Annotated in this window: 15 protein-coding genes; 8 read left to right on the top strand and 7 right to left on the bottom strand. The window is 73.4% G+C overall.

All coding sequences use genetic code 11. From position 1 onward, the window contains the following. Positions 1-2: 2 nt before the first annotated feature. The 3 genes from OG627_RS19775 to rpmG are packed head-to-tail and all read right to left on the bottom strand — an operon-like array spanning position 3 to position 1,627. The gene (locus OG627_RS19775; protein ID WP_329066929.1) at positions 3-1,178 is read right to left on the bottom strand and encodes a CobW family GTP-binding protein; all 1,176 of its coding nucleotides are present in this window, start codon (positions 1,176-1,178) and stop codon (positions 3-5) included. After that, complete coding sequence (locus OG627_RS19770) at positions 1,175-1,438, bottom strand: type B 50S ribosomal protein L31 (RefSeq protein WP_329066927.1); 264 nt, start codon at positions 1,436-1,438, stop codon at positions 1,175-1,177. The genes OG627_RS19775 and OG627_RS19770 overlap by 4 nt, the downstream gene beginning before the upstream one ends. Positions 1,439-1,462: 24 nt before the next feature. Further along, positions 1,463-1,627 (bottom strand): 50S ribosomal protein L33, encoded by a 165-nt coding sequence (gene rpmG, locus OG627_RS19765; protein ID WP_329066925.1) that lies wholly within the window; start codon positions 1,625-1,627, stop codon positions 1,463-1,465. Positions 1,628-1,679: 52 nt separating this feature from the next. Between rpmG and rpmB the strand changes: the two genes are divergently transcribed. Genes rpmB through OG627_RS19750 form a run of 3 tightly spaced genes read left to right on the top strand, consistent with a single transcriptional unit; the run spans position 1,680 to position 2,794 of the window. After that, positions 1,680-1,916, top strand: coding sequence for a 50S ribosomal protein L28 (rpmB, locus tag OG627_RS19760; RefSeq protein WP_329072816.1), 237 nt, complete (start codon positions 1,680-1,682; stop codon positions 1,914-1,916). Then, positions 1,916-2,221, top strand: coding sequence for a 30S ribosomal protein S14 (gene rpsN / locus OG627_RS19755; protein ID WP_329066923.1), 306 nt, complete (start codon positions 1,916-1,918; stop codon positions 2,219-2,221). Before rpmB ends, rpsN begins: the two co-directional genes overlap by 1 nt. 39 nt (positions 2,222-2,260) lie before the next feature. Further along, positions 2,261-2,794, top strand: coding sequence for a hypothetical protein (locus tag OG627_RS19750; RefSeq protein WP_329066921.1), 534 nt, complete (start codon positions 2,261-2,263; stop codon positions 2,792-2,794). A 105-nt stretch (positions 2,795-2,899) separates the two neighbouring features. Here OG627_RS19750 and OG627_RS19745 read toward each other — a convergent pair whose 3' ends face one another. Then, a complete protein-coding gene (locus OG627_RS19745; RefSeq protein WP_329066919.1) occupies positions 2,900-4,177 on the bottom strand; it encodes a DUF2786 domain-containing protein in 1,278 nt (425 codons plus the stop codon). A 157-nt stretch (positions 4,178-4,334) separates the two neighbouring features. Here OG627_RS19745 and OG627_RS19740 point away from each other — a divergent pair, with 157 nt between their 5' ends. After that, a complete protein-coding gene (locus OG627_RS19740) occupies positions 4,335-4,895 on the top strand; it encodes a sugar O-acetyltransferase (protein ID WP_329066918.1) in 561 nt (186 codons plus the stop codon). An 88-nt stretch (positions 4,896-4,983) separates the two neighbouring features. Here the strand turns inward: OG627_RS19740 and OG627_RS19735 are convergent, their stop codons facing one another. After that, complete coding sequence (locus tag OG627_RS19735) at positions 4,984-5,547, bottom strand: ATP-binding protein (RefSeq protein WP_329066917.1); 564 nt, start codon at positions 5,545-5,547, stop codon at positions 4,984-4,986. A gap of 153 nt (positions 5,548-5,700) precedes the next feature. Next, positions 5,701-6,615: an NADP-dependent oxidoreductase gene (locus OG627_RS19730; protein WP_329066915.1), complete on the bottom strand. Its 915-nt coding sequence runs from the start codon at positions 6,613-6,615 to the stop codon at positions 5,701-5,703. Positions 6,616-6,767: 152 nt separating this feature from the next. Here OG627_RS19730 and OG627_RS19725 point away from each other — a divergent pair, with 152 nt between their 5' ends. After that, positions 6,768-8,504, top strand: a complete 1,737-nt coding sequence (locus OG627_RS19725; RefSeq protein WP_329066911.1) for a bifunctional 3'-5' exonuclease/DNA polymerase — start codon at positions 6,768-6,770, stop codon at positions 8,502-8,504. Between the two features lie 51 nt (positions 8,505-8,555). Here OG627_RS19725 and OG627_RS19720 read toward each other — a convergent pair whose 3' ends face one another. Then, positions 8,556-9,251 carry a MerR family transcriptional regulator gene (locus tag OG627_RS19720; protein WP_329066909.1) on the bottom strand — a complete coding sequence of 232 codons (696 nt, stop codon included), beginning with the start codon at positions 9,249-9,251 and terminating at the stop codon, positions 8,556-8,558. A 98-nt stretch (positions 9,252-9,349) separates the two neighbouring features. Here OG627_RS19720 and OG627_RS19715 point away from each other — a divergent pair, with 98 nt between their 5' ends. From OG627_RS19715 to OG627_RS19705, 3 genes are all read left to right on the top strand, one after another. Next, positions 9,350-9,841, top strand: coding sequence for a DUF6194 family protein (locus OG627_RS19715; protein WP_329066907.1), 492 nt, complete (start codon positions 9,350-9,352; stop codon positions 9,839-9,841). A gap of 361 nt (positions 9,842-10,202) precedes the next feature. Next, positions 10,203-12,989: an AAA family ATPase gene (locus tag OG627_RS19710; RefSeq protein ID WP_329066905.1), complete on the top strand. Its 2,787-nt coding sequence runs from the start codon at positions 10,203-10,205 to the stop codon at positions 12,987-12,989. Further along, positions 12,982-14,274, top strand: a complete 1,293-nt coding sequence (locus OG627_RS19705; RefSeq protein ID WP_329066903.1) for a serine/threonine-protein kinase — start codon at positions 12,982-12,984, stop codon at positions 14,272-14,274. The genes OG627_RS19710 and OG627_RS19705 overlap by 8 nt, the downstream gene beginning before the upstream one ends. Position 14,275 lies beyond the last annotated feature (1 nt).

Genomic DNA, 14,275 nt, shown 5'->3' with positions numbered 1-14,275 from the left:
GATCAGACCTCCAGGAGGGAGTCGAAGGCGGGCGGCAGGCGCTTCCAGGCGGCGCGGCCCGCGGTGTATTCGGCGTCGGTGAGCAGGCAGGAGTCGAGCAGGCTCTCGATGCCCTCCCGGTCGAGACCGGGCGAGGTGAAGACGAGGTGCTGGCAGCGGTCGCCGTGCGGGGGATGCCAGTCCAGGGAGGCGGCGGCCCGGCGCAGCGGCGGGACCTTCTCCCACTCGGAGTCCGGCAGCGACGCCAGCCAGGGGCCGGCGCTCTCCACGCAGAGCGCGCCGCCCGCCGCGTCCCAGTGCAGCAGGCTGTCGTGGTGGTCGGCGAGCCAGAAACGGCCCCGGCTGCGGGCGGCGGCGCAGGTCAGGTCCTCCAGCGCGCGGTAGAGCCGCTCGGGGTGGAAGGGCCGGTCGCGGTGCCAGACGTAGGTACCGACCCCGCACTCGTCGGCCTCCTGGGGCAGCAGCGCGCAGGCGGGGTGCTGGCGGGCGGCGGCGGCCTCGACGTCGAAACCGGCGAGGGCGGCGGCGGCCAGCTCGCCGGGGCCGGCCGCGCCGCTGCCGCTCGCGGGGTCGATCCGTACCTGCTGGGCGGTGGGGTGCAGTTGGGCCAGCAGCGCGCGGTCCTCGTCGTCGGCCAGCGGGCTGTCGGCGATGGCGAGGACGGGCGCGTACTCCAGTTGTCTGGCCCAGGTGTCGGCGACCGTGCGCCGGTCGGTGGCCGCGGCGGCGAGCCCGACGTCGGCGAGGTCGTCGCCGTTGCCGAGGTACGGGAGCAGCAGCGCCGGGTCGACGGCGGTCAGCACCGAGCTGACGGCCAGCCGTTCGCCGTGGGCCGCGATGACCTCGGCCATGGCCCGCGGCTCGACCGAGTCCCACAGCTCGACGATCGCGAGCCGGGTCGTCCCGTCGTCCGCGAGCCGGTTCAGCTCGGGTACGAGGTCCTCGCGCAGCGCGCAGCAGGCGCAGTCGTTGACGAGCGGCGCCTCGCCGGAGGAGAGCGGTCCCGTGACGTCGCGGACGGTGCGTACGACGGTTCCGCGCGCGGCCGTCGACAGGTCGTGGTGGAGGGCGACGCTGCCGGGCACGGTGGCGAGGAGCCGGCGCACGGTGGCCTCGCGGGCGTCGGAGTGCAGGCCGCAGACGAGGGCGACGGGGAGCCTGCCGTCGGTGTCGCTCATGGCCGGGCCTCCGGGGCGCGGCGGCCGTAACGGCGCTCGAAGCGCTCCACGCGGCCGGCGGTGTCGAGGACCCGGGCGGTGCCCGTGTAGAAGGGGTGGCTCGCCGAGGAGATCTCGACGTCGATGACGGGGTAGGTGGCGCCGTCCTCCCAGACGACCGTCTTCTCGCCGGAAGCGGTCGACCGGGTGAGGAAGGCGAAGTCGGCGGCCTTGTCGCGGAAGACGACGGGCCGGTACGCGGGGTGGATTCCTGGCTTCATCTGCTGCTGGTTCCTTCGCTTCTCTCAGCGCTCTTCGCGGAAGTCGACATGACGGCGGACGACCGGGTCGTACTTGCGCAGCGTCATCCGGTCCGGGTCGTTGCGGCGGTTCTTGCGGGTGACGTACGTGTAGCCGCTGCCGGCGGTGGAGCGGAGTTTGACGATCGGGCGTAGTTCGTTGCGTGCCATGGGGTTAGTATATGGAAATGATTTCCATTTCCAAAGAGAGGGGTGTGTGACCTTGTCCGCCCACTGCCAACTGACCGGGGCCGAGCCCGGCTTCGGCAACCGGATCTCCCACTCGCACCGGCGCACCTCCCGCCGCTTCGACCCGAACATCCAGCACAAGCGCTACTGGCTGCCGAGCGAGGGCAGGCAGGTGCGCCTCACCCTGAGCGCCAGGGCGATCAAGACCATCGACTCGATCGGCATCGAGGCGGCGGTCGCCCGCATCCGCGCGCGAGGAGTGAAGGTCTGATGGCGAAGAAGAGCAAGATCGTCCGCAATGAGCGGCGCAAGGAGATCGTCGAGCGCTACGCCGGGCGCCGTGCGGAGCTGAAGGAGATCCTGCGGAGCCCCGGCACCCCCGAGGGGGAACGGATCGCGGCGGAGCGCGAGTTGCGACGTCAGCCGCGTGACGCGAGCGCGACCCGGGTAAGGAACCGGGACAGTGTGGACGGCCGGCCGCGCGGTCACCTCAGGAAGTTCGGGCTCTCCCGGGTCCGGCTGCGCGAGCAGGCGCACGCCGGATTCCTCCCGGGAGTGCGGAAATCCTCCTGGTAGTTTGACCCCCGTTCGGCCACTGACAAGGGGGATTTGATCGTGCGGAACCAGCTCGTACGGACCGGCTCGGCCACGGCCGGCCTCGCCGTCGCACTCACGCTCGTGCTCGCGGGATGCGGCGGGGGCGGGGACAGCGGCGACAAGGACAAGGGCGGCTCCGCCCCGTCCGCCACCGCCTCCGGCGACGCGGGCTCCGGCTCGGACTCGGACACCGCGAGCGTCGACGGCACCTGGGCGGCCGTCACCGACGGCAAGCCCGTCGCCATGTCCGTCACCTCCGGCAAGGTCACTCTGGCCGCCGAATCCCACCTCTGCGAGGGCGAGGTGGCCGACATGGGCGGCGAGCCGATGTTCTCGCTCACGTGCGCGGACGGGAACAAGGACCGCGCCATGGGCACGATCGAGTCCAACGACGGCAAGACGCTCGTGGTCTCCTGGGACGGCGGCAAGAAGGACTCGTTCACCAACGGCGGCGCGGGCGGCCTGCCCACCGCTCTGCCGTCGGACTTCCCGACCGACCTGCCGACGACCCTGCCGACCGATCTCCCGACGGACCTGCCGACGTCACGCTGAGGCGCGGGACGGGCCACCGGTGCTTGTTGTCCGGGGCCCGGGAACCCCGGGCCCCGGACACGGTCGCGTCCCCGGGCACGGTCGCGGGCAGGGCCCCCGGCGCGGTCAGCGGCCGGGACGGATGCGGTCGCGGCCGCGTCTCTGACCGTGCGTGGCGGGCATATGGGCCGCGTCCGCCGCTGACGTGCCGCGGTCCCAGCCCTCGGCGTCGGTCACACCACGGACGCGGGTCGCGACCGTCTCCGGGAACATCCGGTCCGTGTGCTCGGTCACGGCCACATCGCGCGCCGCGAGCACGGGCAGCAGCCCGGGGCCGGCGGGCGCGCCCTCCGAGCCCTCCGCAGGCCCCCCGCCCGCCGAGGCTTCCGCCGCTTCCGCTGTGGCGTGTTCGGCGGCCAGGGCGAGGCGTTCGCCCAGGCGGTGGGCGTACGCCATGAGGAACGACTGCCGGAAGGTCTTCGTCCGCTTCCGTCCCGACGCGCGCTGGTCGGCCTCCGCACGCGTCATCGCCGAGGTGCCCTGCACCAGCAGGGAGGTGTGGAGCAGCTCCACCGCGTCCAGGTCCGGTTCGAAGCCGACGACCGTGGAGAAGCCGTACGCGCTGTTCCACACGGCGCGGCAGCGGTTGGCCGAGGCCACGGCGTCGAGCAGGATCGCCTTCGCCGTCTCGTACGGGGCGTCCACACCGATCCGGCACGCGCCGGGGACATCTCCCCGGTGGGTGCGGTCGGCCAGGAGCGCCTCGTCGATGCTGTGGCGCGCCATCAGCTCCTGCGCCTTGGCGGTGAGCGCCTCCGCCTCCTGCGGGTAGCCGGTCGCCTCCGCCTTCGCCAGCAGCGCCCGGATCCGGGTGAGCATGCGCGGCTCGCCCTCCACGGGAGCCTGCTGGACGGCCGCCCCGGGCACCGGCCCGGCCGGTTCGAGCGGGGGCAGCCGGGCGAGCAGCAGATACAGCTCCAGTACGGCGGTGGCGTACGAGAAGCGGTCGGCGCGATACGGCTCGCCACCGGCGACCGCGACGGCCCCGGCGCCGCCACCGCCCGCACCGGGGGTGAAGCCCACGCCGATATCGGCCAGTTGCGCCGTCCAGCGCGACGGCAGCCGCTCGTACCGCCGCACCTCCCCCGCGATCAGCTCGGCGAGCAGCCGGGCCTGCGGGTCGCGCAGCTCGCGGCGGACGAGCCGGGCGACGTCGGCGGGCTGCCAGCCGCGCTCCCACGCCAGCCGTATGTACCCCTCGCCACGGCGTCGCAGCTCCTCGTCGGCCGCCGGGTCCGCGGCCAGCAGGGACGCGGCCAGGTCCAGGCCGTCTCCACCGCGCGCACCGGCCCCGCCGCCCGTGGAGAGCAGCGCGGTGATCGCCCGCTCGACGGTGTCACTCATGCGGTCGCCCCCTCCGGCGTACGGATGTCCACGCCCCGATGATCCCAGATCCCGGGTCGCGGCCCGATTTCTGTCCACAGGCTGTGGATATCCTGCCCGCACTCCCGCCCCCATTACGGTGGCCACCTCCGACGGACGAGCGCACGAGGGGGCACCCATGGGCGAGAACAAGCGGCGCATGCTGGCAGGCGACTGGTACATCCCGGACGACGAGGAACTGCTCGCCGACAACGAGCGGCGCTTCGCGCTCTGCGCCGCCTACAACGCGAACGGCGGCGCCGCCCGCGCCGACCGCGCCGGGATCCTGGCGGAGCTGCTGGGCTCGGTGGGCGAGCGGGTCGACATCAGGCCGCCGTTCCAGTGCGACTACGGGACATACATCAGCGTCGGCGACGGTACGTTCATCAACTTCAACGCCGTCTTCCTGGACGCCGCGCCGATCAGCGTCGGGTCCGACGTGCAGATCGGACCGAACGTCCAGCTCCTCACCCCCCTCCATGAACTGGCCGCGGAACGCAGGCGGGCGGGCTGGGAGCGGGCCGCGCCGGTGACGATCGGGGACAACGTCTGGCTGGGCGGCGGGGTGATCGTCTGCCCGGGAGTGACCATCGGCGAGAACACGGTGGTCGGCGCGGGATCGGTGGTGACGAAGGACCTCCCGCCGGGCGTCCTGGCCGTGGGAAACCCGGCGCGGGTGGTCCGCTCGCTGGAGGCGTGAACGGGGCGGTGGACGAGGGCGCGCGGGGCGCGGGGCACGGGCGACGGAAAGGCGAACCGGGGCGCGCGCGTGGACGCGCGCCCTCGCCTCAGCGGCAGGCACCGCCGCCCGTACCCCCCGTACCTCTGCCCGTACCCCCGCTCCCGCCGCCACTCCCGTCGGCGCCGCCACCCGCGCTCCGCGCCTCGAACTCGCACCACACCACCTTCCCCCGCACCGGTCCCGCGCGGTCGCCCCAGTCCGCCGCGAGGGCCGTGACCAGCAGCAGCCCGCGCCCCTCCTCCGCCTCGGCGGCGGTCTCCGCGTCGACCGACTCGATGCCCGTGGGCCATCTCGGGGGCGTACGGGAGGGATCGGCGACCTCGACGCGCAGCCGGCCCTCCGCGCGCAGCAGCGCCAGGGAGACCGGACCGCGGGTGCAGCCGCAGAGACAGACGCCGTGCCGTACGGCGTTGGTGACGAGTTCACTGACCGCCAGCTCGACGGCGGCGGCCAGCTCGCCGTCCACCCGGCGGAGCGCGAGCACCTCGCGGGTGTGACGGCGGGCCCGGGGAGACGCCTCCGGCCGGTGCGGAAGCGGTATCCGGGTGAGCGGAAGCCAGGCGGGGCCGGAGTCGTAGACATCGTGCGCAAGTCCACTGTCAGTGAGCATCGTTACTCTCGGACATCAATAGGTCACCGAAAGCAACCCATGGTGCCCGAGAGGAGCCCTGTCATGCCACATCCCCGATCCCGGGCCCTGTCGGATCGGCGCGGGCCGACACGCCGGACGCGGAGTCGGGCGGGCCCCGCCGGGTCCGCCGTTTCAGGGCGTGATCACCAGTTTTCCGCCGGCGTGCCCGTCTTCGCTCGTCTCCTGCGCCGCCGCCGCCTCGGCCAGCGAGAACGTCCGTGCGACCTGTACCCGGAGCGCGCCCTCTGCCGCCAAGCGGGCGTTCTCGGCCAGTCCGGCGCGCTTCTCCTCGGCCGTCGTGCCGCCGGAGGAGAAGACCACTCCCAGCTCGCCGGCGGACATGTCGGCGATGGTGACGATCCGGTCCGTGGTGCCGCCGCGCAGCTCGATCGAGTCGGGCAGCGCCCCCTTGCCCGCCGCGTCGAAGACGGCGTCCACACCCTCGGGCGCGACGGCGCGCACCCGCTCGACCAGCCCGTCGCCGTACACCACGGGGACGGCGCCCAGGGAGCGCACGTAGTCCTGGTTGGCCGGGGACGCCGTGCCGATCACCGTGACGCCGCGCGCCACCGCGAGCTGCACGGCCAGCGCGCCGACCCCGCCGGCGGCGCCGTGCAGCAGCAGGGTCTCGCCGTCCCGTACGGCGAGTTGGCCGAGCACCCGCGCGGCGGTCTCCCCTGCGACCGGGATCGCCGCCGCCTCCGCCCAGCCCAGGGCGGGCGGCTTGGCGACCACGGTCCCGGCCAGGGCGTACTGCGCGTAGGCGCCGGTCGCCGACCAGCCCAGCACGTCGTCCCCGACGGCGACCCCCGTGACCCCCTCGCCGATCTCGTCCACGACCCCGGCGAACTCGACGCCGGGCACGGCGGGCAGCGTGGTCGGCGAGAGCTGTTCCATCCAGCCCCGCCGGATCTTCCAGTCCATCGGGTTGACGCCCGCGGCCCGCACCGCCACCCGGACCTCGCCGGGACCCGCGTGCGGTTCGGTCACGTCCTCGGCGCGCAGCACCTCGGGCCCGCCGAACTCATGGAAAACGATCGCTCGCATAGCAGCCTCCACAGCCTGTGGTCATGGATCAGTAGCGTGTGCTCATGGGCCGGGATCAGGTGGCCCCGGCCCCCCATCGATCCTCCCGGTCATCGGCCGGGACCGCCTGCCGGGCAGGGCCGTTGTCAGACCCTCCTGCGAGACTCGGCAGCATGAGCGAACGATGGGCGCTGGCTCCGGTGGAGGGCGGCGGCGCGCTGCTCGCTCCGCTGGGCGCTGACGGGCTGCCCGCCGGGCCCGTGCTGCGCGAGCCGGATCTCGTCGCGGCGGTCAGGGACCGCGAGCCCGAGGTCGGGCGGTGGGTCTGGCGGTCGACCGCCGAGCTGTATCCGCGGCTGCTCGCCGCGGGCGTGCGCGTCGAGCGGTGCTACGACATCGAGGCGGGCGAGTCGCTGCTCCTCGGCCACGAGGGGCGGCTCGGGGAGCCGCGTTCGGCCGCCGCCGCCTGGGCCCGGCTGCGGAACGCGCCGGTGCCGCCCGACCCGCCGCCCCGGTCGGCGGTGCCCGGATCGCAGTCGTCGCTCTTCGAGCCGCACGCGGGCACCGACCTGCCCTTCGAGGCGCTGCTTGAGGTGTACGCGGAGCAGAGCCGCCGCCATGACGCGGCCGAACACCCCGCTCGGATGCGGCTGCTCACCGCCTCCGAGTCGGCGGGGATGCTGGTCGCCGCCGAGATGCACCGCTCGGGGCTGCCCTGGCGGGCGGATGTGCACCGCGAGGTGCTGGCCGAGCTGCTCGGCGAGCGGTACGCGGGCGGGGGCGAGCCGCGGCGGCTGGCCGAGCTGGCCGACGAGGTGTCGCGGGCGTTCGGCCGGCGGGTGCGGCCCGATCTCCCGGCCGATGTGGTCAAGGCGTTCGCCGGCGCCGGCATCAGGATCAAGTCGACCCGGCGCTGGGAGCTGGCGGAGATCGACCATCCGGCGGTGGAGCCGCTGATCGAGTACAAGAAGCTGTACCGGATCTGGACGGCGCACGGCTGGAGCTGGCTCCAGGACTGGGTGCGCGAGGGCCGCTTCCGGCCGGAGTTCCTGCCGGGCGGCTCGATCTCCGGCCGCTGGACGACCAATGGCGGCGGGGCCCTCCAGATCCCCCGGGTGATCCGGCGCGCCGTCGTCGCCGACCCGGGATGGCGGCTGGTGGTGGCCGACGCCGACCAGATGGAGCCGCGCGTGCTGGCCGCGATCTCCCGCGACCCGGGGCTGATGGAGGTGGCGGGACACGACGGCGATCTGTACACGGCGCTCTCCGACCGCGCCTTCTCCGGCGACCGCGACCACGCGAAGCTCGCGCTCCTGGGCGCGATCTACGGCCAGACGTCCGGCGACGGCCTGAAGAACCTGGCGGCGCTGCGCCGCAGATTCCCGCTGGCCGTGGCCTATGTGGACGACGCGGCGCGGGCGGGCGAGGAGGGCAGGCTCGTACGGACCTGGCTGGGGCGCACGAGCCCGCGGGCGGCGGGAGCCGAGGACTCCGACGAGGCGGGCATCCCCCAGGACCTCGCCCCGGCCGACGGTCCCGGCGCCGGTTCCCGCTCCGGCGGCGGCTCCGGCCCGGCGGACGGACCGGCCGGTTACACCCCGGGCTACGCGTCGGCCGGCGGCCGGGCGCGCGGCCGGTTCACCCGTAACTTCGTCGTCCAGGGCAGCGCGGCCGACTGGGCGTTGCTGATGCTGGCCGCGCTCCGGCGCGCGCTCGCCGGGATGCGGGCCGAGCTGGTCTTCTTCCAGCACGACGAGGTGATCGTGCACTGCCCGCGGGAGGAGGCGGAAGAGGTGGCACGGGTCATCCGCGCGGCCGGGGAGCTGGCCGGGCGGATCGCCTTCGGGGAGACGCCGGTGCGCTTCCCGCTCACGACGGCGACGGTCGAGCGGTACTACGACGCGAAGTGAGGGGGGCGGAGAGGCGGCCGGCACCCCTCTCCGGGGGGTGCCGGCCGGCTCTCACGCCCGCGTCGCGGTGAGGAGCGCGCCGAGCGGCGCGGCGGCGTCGAAGAGGGCGCGGGAGCGGGCCGCGATGTGCGCGTCCCGCGCCGCCAGCGCGGCGTCGACGTCCTGCCACCGGCGCCCCCGGCGCAGCTCCGGCATCAGCGCCCGGAGCGGTTCGACGCGGTACCCGGCGCCGCGCAGCTGGTGCACGATCCGGGCGTCCCGGATATGGGCCGGTGCGTAGCGTCGCGTGCCGCGCGGCGGGAGCCGGTCGGGGACGACAAGCCCCTCGGCGTCCCAGTGGCGCAGGGTCGACGGGAGCACTCCGAGCGCGGCGGCCAGCTCCGAGACGCTCATCGCGTCCGACGTGCGTACGTCGTCGACCGGCTCGGCGGAGATCGCCTGCGCCGCCGCCCTGGCGAGCCCCAGGTCCGTGCGCTCCCGGTCGAGTCCGGCGTGGGCCGCGTCGAGGAGTGCGAGCAGCTCCGGGACCGGGCGCCCGTGCGCGGCCCGGACGATCCGCTTGGCCTCGACCGGCCCCGTACCGGCCGCGAGGGCCCGGTAGGCCAGCGCGGAGTGCAGCTGGGTCTCGCCGTAGACCCGGTGGCCCGCCGCCGTGCGCGTCGCCGGCGGCAGCACACCGTCGCGTTCGAGATTGCGGATCTGCTGGACGGAGTACCCGGCCCGGCGCGCGACATCGACGGTACGCATGGCCGGCGAATGGAGAGTCGGCACGTTCCACACCCCCCGTATCCCGGTGTCCTGTGGCTCCAGGTCTCCACACGCACCTTAATGAAACGCTTGAGCACATGACCATGGACGAGATCATCGGCTTCACAGCGGACCTCGACGGAGTACTGGCCGTCAGGCCGGGACCCGGCGACGGCTCACCGGAGATCAGCTGGGGCGACGCCTACTTCTTCTACGCGCCCGACGGGGCCGTACCGACGGCGACCCAGCCGTTCGCCACGATCGTGACGAAGGACGGTCCGGGCGACGAGGCGTCGCGGCTGGACCGCCCGGACACGTTCCGTCTGAACGTCGCCGCCGGGAGGGAGTCCTTCATCGCCCGGACCGGCCACGCACCGCGCGAACCGGCCCCCGCCGACGGCCCCGGCACCCCCGACCCGAGCGTCGCCGACGCCGTGATCGCGCACCCCGTCTACGGCTCCCTCGGCTGGCTCGCGGTGGTGAACCCGGGCCCGCGGACCGAGCCGGCCGTCCGCGAACTGCTGCGCCGCGCCCATCACCTCGCCCGTACCCGCCATGAGCGGCGCACGGGGCCGACGGCGGGCGGATGACGCGCGGCAGGAGTTGACGCCGCTGCCACCGGCGGTACGGGTACGAGTGGCGCCGCCCGTACCCATATCCCCGATTTCCCCGGCCGGGGAAATCGATCTTCAATGTGATCTTCTCGTCGAGCTTTCGACGAGGCTGTCGCGAACCCGCGGATCCGGATGACGCGTTCCATAGGGAAGCGGGCGCCGCCACACCCGTGCCAAACTATGAATGCGACGGGGGAAACGGTGGCCGACTCCGGCATTCCCCGTGCACACGACGCACAGGTAACGGGTACGGGGGGCAGCCGTGTTCTCACTCTTTCCGGAAGGAATCTTCACACCGCACGCGCTTCTGGACGAACGCGCGGTCGATATTCTTTCGGTGTCAACTCAGCGCTGTTCGGGGGCGGTCCGCCCGAGCGATATTCTCCACGCCGCGATCGACTCCGGTGACCAGGGAGTTCTGTCCGTACTCGCGCTCACTCTCGCCGAAGGCGCCCAGCCGCGGCATCTGCTGGAAACCATCACGGTGTACAACCCGGGGAGCCAGGACGGGCTGGGATTCGATTTCGACGGACGCCGCGAGCGCTTCACCCCGGAGACGCTGGCGGCCCTCGACCACTTCGCCGCGGAGTTCGCCCAGGACGAGGAGCGGCTGCGCCCGGTCTGTCTCGAACTGATCGTCGCCTCCGTCCTGGACCATCTCGACTCCGCCGACCGGCGGTTCCTGCGGATCCTCGACACGGAGGCCGCCGCGCGGACCCTGCGGGACCAGGCGCGCGTCAGCACCGAGCCGCCGCCCGCCCTGCTGGACGACACCGGACGGCTGCGCTCCGAGGAGTTCTCGGCCGACGCCTGGGCGGTTCTGGAGCAGGCGGCCGAGCGCGCGGGCGAGCTGGGGTACGACCGCCTGCTGCCACCGCACTGCTTCCTCGCGCTGCTCGGGGAGACGGAGGGGCTCACCGAGCGTCTCGTCCGGCTCCAGATCCCGCCGCAACTGGGCCTGGCGAAGGTCGCGGAGCTGCTGAGCGGCGCCTTCCGGCTGTCGCAGCACGGAAAGGACGCGCCGCCGCTGCACCGGGACGGCCTGGGCGAGCCGCTGCTCGCCCTGCTCCGGCGCGCCCAGCGGGCCGCCGTGGTCTGGGGCGCCGAGCTGATCGACACCCCGCAGCTGCTCGACGCCCTGCTGGAGGATCCACCGCCGAGGCTGGCGTCGGTGTTCCGGACGGAGCCGCTCCGGGTGGACCTCGCCCGGATGCGTGAGCTGCTCGCCCAGGCCGTCAGGGAGGCGCGTACGACGGGACCGCGCGAGGTCTCCTTCCGATTACCGCCGGAGTCACCGCCCTCCGAGGACCTCACCTGGCTGGCGCGGACCCGCGGCATCGCGCCCGCCCGTCATCTGGACCGCTACTTCGACGCCCTGGGCCGGGCCCTGCACCGTACGACCGACAACCATGTGCTGATCACCGGGCCCGCCGGGGTCGGCACCACCACCCTGGTACGTGAACTGGCCAGGCGCGCGGCGGCCGGGGAGCTGCCCTTCCTGCGGCGCAAGCGCCTGCTGCGCGTCGACTGCCGTGACGTACCGAGCGCCGAGAGCGGTGCCAAGCTCGCCCGGATCATCGCCCATGTCGCCGGGCGCACCGATCTCATCGTCTGCCTGGACGGGCTCGGGGCCATGCTGCGCGGCCCCCACGGCACCGACCACGTACAGGTCCTGCGCAGCGCGCTGAAGGAGCGCCGGATCCACCTCGTCGGGGTGCTGTCGGGCCAGGAGTACGACGATCTGCTGGGCGCCGACCACGCCCTGCGCGAACTCACCACCCGTATCGACATGACCGAGCCGGACCGGGCCTCGGCGCGGGACATGGTCCGGCAGGCGGCGGACGCGCTGGAGGCGGAGTTCAGGACCGAGGTCGACGACCGTGCCGTCGACCGGGCGGTGGTGATGTCCGGGGACTACATCCTCAACCAGCGGCTGCCCCTGGCCGCCGTCAAGGTGCTCCGCCGGGCCTGCGAGGACCTGGACTACCGCCGTACCCAGCTCGGCGACGCCCGGTCCGTCGTGACCACGGAAGACGTGGTGCGGGTCATCGCCGAGGTGTCGGGGGTGCCCGCCGGGCAGATCGCCGGCACGGGCGGCGAGCGCACCGACTACGAACAGGCCCTGGGCGGCTCCGTCTTCGGCCAGCGGGAGGCGCTCACGGTCGTCGCGAGCGAGCTGCGCCGCATCAAGTCGGGGCTGGCGGGGGCGAGCGGCGGGCCCGCCTCGGTGATGCTCTTCGCCGGGCTGACCGGGACGGGCAAGACCGAGCTGGCGAAGGCCGTCGCGAGTTTCTACTCGTCCTCCAAACGCCTCCAGACCTACCCCATGGAGAACTTCTCCGAGGCCCACAGCGTGTCCGGCATCATCGGCTCCCCGCCGGGATACATCGGCTACGAGCGCGGTGGCCGCCTCATCAACGAGCTGAACGCGGACCCGTACTGCGTCTTCCTGCTCGACGAGGCGGAAAAGGCCCACCCCGAGGTCTGGCGGCCCTTCCTCAACCTCTTCGACGAGGGCTGGATCGTCGACCAGCGCGGCGTCAAGGCCCACGGCGACCGGGCGATATTCATTCTCACCAGCAACGCGGGCCAGGAGCTGATTTCCCGGATGGCGCGGGAGGGCCGGTCCGACGAGCAGATCGCCGCCAGGATGAAAGAGGAACTGCTCCAGATCGGGAACCGTTCGCGCGGCGGCCCTGTCTTCTCTCCTGAATTCGTGGCGCGTATCCGCCGGATCATCGTGTTCCGCCCGCTGGATCTGGACGCGATGACCGGGATCTGCCGCAAACTGGTCGACCGGCAGTGCGAATTCTGGCGGGACAAACGGGAAAAAGAACTGATCGTTCCCGAGGCACTGATCCATTACGCCGCCGGGCGCGGACATCTGCTGAACGAGAGGTCGGACGGCCGGGAGGGCGGCCGCGTCATCGCGAAACTCCTGTCGGACCTGGTCGAGAATCCCATCCTTCTCGAACAGGAGCGCCGGGAGGAGGAGTTCCGGCGGTGCGCCCGTATCGAACTCGGCTTCCGCTCCGCCGGTCCCGAGGGGCCCCGGACGGACGTTCGCTTCAGCCCCGGTCCGGAGACGAGAACGGCGCGGGAGGCGGGAGCGGGCCATGACTGACCAGGGTGCGGGGACCGACCTGCGGTCCTTCGAGGGCCGGGTGATCAACGACCGCTATCTGCTGACCAAGTGGATCGGCGGCGGGGCCTTCGGCGCGGTCTTCCTCAGCGAACAGCGCATCCTCGGCCGCCCGGTCCGCCGGGTCGCCTGCAAGATCTCCCGGGACACGGGGATGACCGAGGCGGACGCCCAGGAGCGGTTCGCCGACATCCTGAGACTGGCCGAGGCGATGGACGGGCTGACCGACTCCGAGGCGCGCCGCCACCTCGTCCACGTGTACGACGGCGGGCTGGCCCACGACGCCGGCGGCCGGGCGTTCCTGGTGATGGAGTTCATCCAGGGCACCACGCTCGCCGCCCAGTTCGAGACCCTGAAGACGGTCCCCGCCAAACTGCTGTTCACCTGGGCGCGGCAGATCTGCGTGGCGCTGCGCGGACTGCACGCCCTGGAGCAGCCGCTGCTGCACCGGGACCTGAAGCCGGACAACGTCCTGCTGGGCTCGGACCTGACCGTGCGGCTGATCGACTTCGGCCTCGCCGCCCGGCTGCTGGAGTCCGGGACCGTGCCCGGGGTCGCCGGCACCCTCACGTACATGGCGCCCGAGACCTCCCAGGGCCAGAGCGTGCCCGCCTCCGACCTGTACTCGCTCGGGGTGCTGATGTACGAGGGGCTGACCGGCCGGCTCCCCTTCGCGCACCTCATACCGCCCCCGGGTCTGCCCGACACGCTGCACGGGGACTGGCTGTACGAGCAGCGGAAGGCGGGCCGCACGGCGGCGCCGCCGTCCCGGCTGAACAACACCGTGACGCGCGAGACCGATGCCGTGGTCCTGCGCTGCCTGGAGTTCGATCCCGCGCGGCGCTTCCGCAGCGCGGTGGAGCTCCTGGAGGCGCTGGCCGGGGCCGAGGCGGGGGCCCACCGTCCGCCGCCCGGCGAAGGCGTGCTGGAGCAGGCCCGCAAGCAGGCCGCCGACGGCGATCCGGCCGGCGCGTGCCACACCCTGCGCACGTTCCTCGACGCCGGTTCGGGGGATCTGCCGCCCGCCGTCCGGCTGACGCTGCTGACCGAACTCGCCCGCCTGCTCGACACGCAGGGCGACTCCGCCGGCTCGGCGCGGCAGCTCGCGGCCGCCTGGCAACTGGTGCGCGACAGCGCCCTCCTGCGGACCCGGCGGGAGCGCTGCGCCCTGCTGTCGCGTACGGCCGACACCTACCGGCGGGCCGGGAACGCCTTCCAGGCGACCTACTTCGAAGACCTCCTGCGACGCGAGAGAGGCAGGGGGTGAG

It is taken from the genome of Streptomyces sp. NBC_01429, from assembly GCF_036231945.1.
Classification (GTDB): Bacteria; Actinomycetota; Actinomycetes; order Streptomycetales; family Streptomycetaceae; genus Streptomyces.
This window is presented reverse-complemented; position numbering and strand designations above follow the sequence as displayed.